This window comes from Mesorhizobium sp. M7A.F.Ca.US.002.01.1.1 (genome assembly GCF_004022955.1).
Classification (GTDB): domain Bacteria; phylum Pseudomonadota; class Alphaproteobacteria; order Rhizobiales; family Rhizobiaceae; genus Mesorhizobium; species Mesorhizobium ciceri.
Map to the genome: position 1 here is coordinate 1 of NZ_RZQE01000803.1, position 1,663 is coordinate 1,663.

Consider the following 1,663-nt stretch of genomic DNA (forward strand, 5'->3'; position numbering starts at 1 on the left):
GGTCATCAATTCATCCGTGCCCTGGAAGGCGAAGACGCCGTCGGCGATCTGCCTGAGCGAGAATCCCAGGTTGCCAGCCGCGGCTCGTCCGAGGCAGCACGGCATCAAGGCGGCGCTGGCGGCGGTACAGGCGAAGCCACGCACAAGCCTGCGTCTTAGCCGATCGATCGACATGAAGGCCTCCGATATGCATTTCACCTGCAGGCGATCAGGTGACGTCCGGAAATCTATGATGGAACGACCGCAGAAGGTCGCTCATCACCTGCGAATTGCGATGTTGCCGTGGCAACCGTACGTCGAACACGCCGAGCACATGGGTTGGCCGCGGCGCGAGCACGATGATGCGGTCCGAGAGCATCAGTGCCTCGCGTAGATTGTGCGTCACCATCAAGGCGGTCGTGGGCCGTTCCGACCACACGGTCAAAAGCAGATGCCGAAGCCGCTCGGCGGTCTGTTCGTCGAGCGAGACAAAGGGTTCGTCCAGGAAAAGCACCGCCGGCTCCGTGGCGAAAGCCCTGGCAAGTGCTGCCCTGCGCGCAAGGCCGAGCGACAGTTCGGCAGGATAGAGCGAGCGCATGGCCGCGAGGCCGAGCGTGTCGAACAGCCCGTCGAGATTTTTCGCCCTCAAGCTTTTCGGCAACGCCAGCCTGACATTCTGCTCCACCGTTCGCCACGGCAGCAGGGTCGGTTCCTGGAATACGGCGGCGATGCGGTTCGAACCTCCTTGCGGCAACTGGAAGGAGCCGGAAAAGTCTTTGTCCAAGCCAAGCAGGATACGCAGCGTCGTGGTCTTGCCGCAGCCCGACGGTCCAAGCAAGCAGGCGAATTCGCCTTGCCGGACCTCGAAGGAAAGGTCCTGAAGCGCCGTGATCGAGACGCCTCGCGCGGACCTGAAGGTCTTTTCGGCGATGTCGACCTTAAGCGGGACGACGGCGCCAACGGGTTGCATGTCGTTCAACGGGCTGCACCAGGAGAAGTTCAATGACAAGCATCACCGCCACGAAAGCCAGCGTGTAGGCAAGAATGGCGGCGACATCGAAAAGCTGGAAATAGAGATGGATCTGGAAGCCGACACCGTTCGAGCGGCCGAGCAGTTCGACGACCAGGACGATCTTCCAGATGAGGGCGATGCCGGATCGCGACGCGGCGGCAAGATAGGGCTGCAATTGCGGCAGCAGGATATGGCGGATGCGATCAAGGCGGCCGAAGCGATAGACGGTGGCCATTTCGGCGTAGCTTGGATCAAGCGTCCTGGCGCCTTCACGCATCGTCACCACGACATTCGGGATCTTGTTCACTGCCACCGCGCCGATCGCCGCCGCCTCGTTGAGGCCGAACCAGATGTAGCCGAGGACGATGACCACCAGCGCCGGGATGTTGAGGAACAGGATCACCCACGGGTTGAAAAAACGGTCGACGCGACGATAGCTGCCGAGCAAAACGCCGATGACGGATCCGATGATCATTGCGACGATATATGCTGCGGCGACCCGGCCGAGGGTCACGCCGAGATGGTAAAAGAGGTCGCCGCTCGCAGCCTCCCTGAGAAGCACCTGCCAGACCTGCCCAGGTCCTGGAAAGGCACGGCTTGGCCAGACGCCTGCCGCAAGGTTCCACAGCAGGCAAAGCCCGAGCAGGGAAACCGCTACGGTCAGCGCGGGCG

The 1,663-nt window shown here is 62.1% G+C and carries 2 protein-coding genes; both read right to left on the reverse strand.

Annotated elements, in window-relative coordinates; genetic code table 11:
* Positions 1-208: 208 nt before the first annotated feature.
* The gene (locus EN932_RS35615) at positions 209-949 is read right to left on the reverse strand and encodes an ATP-binding cassette domain-containing protein (protein WP_064995363.1); all 741 of its coding nucleotides are present in this window, start codon (positions 947-949) and stop codon (positions 209-211) included.
* The coding region (locus EN932_RS35620; protein ID WP_245483396.1) for an ABC transporter permease at positions 918-1,663 on the reverse strand (746 nt) is incomplete at its 5' end. The genes EN932_RS35620 and EN932_RS35615, both read right to left, overlap by 32 nt.

Excerpts from the sequence above, each read along its gene's own strand:
- EN932_RS35615 (WP_064995363.1), bottom strand. The coding sequence starts at position 949 with ATGCAACCCGTTGGCGCCGTCGTCCCGCTTAAGGTCGACATCGCCGAA.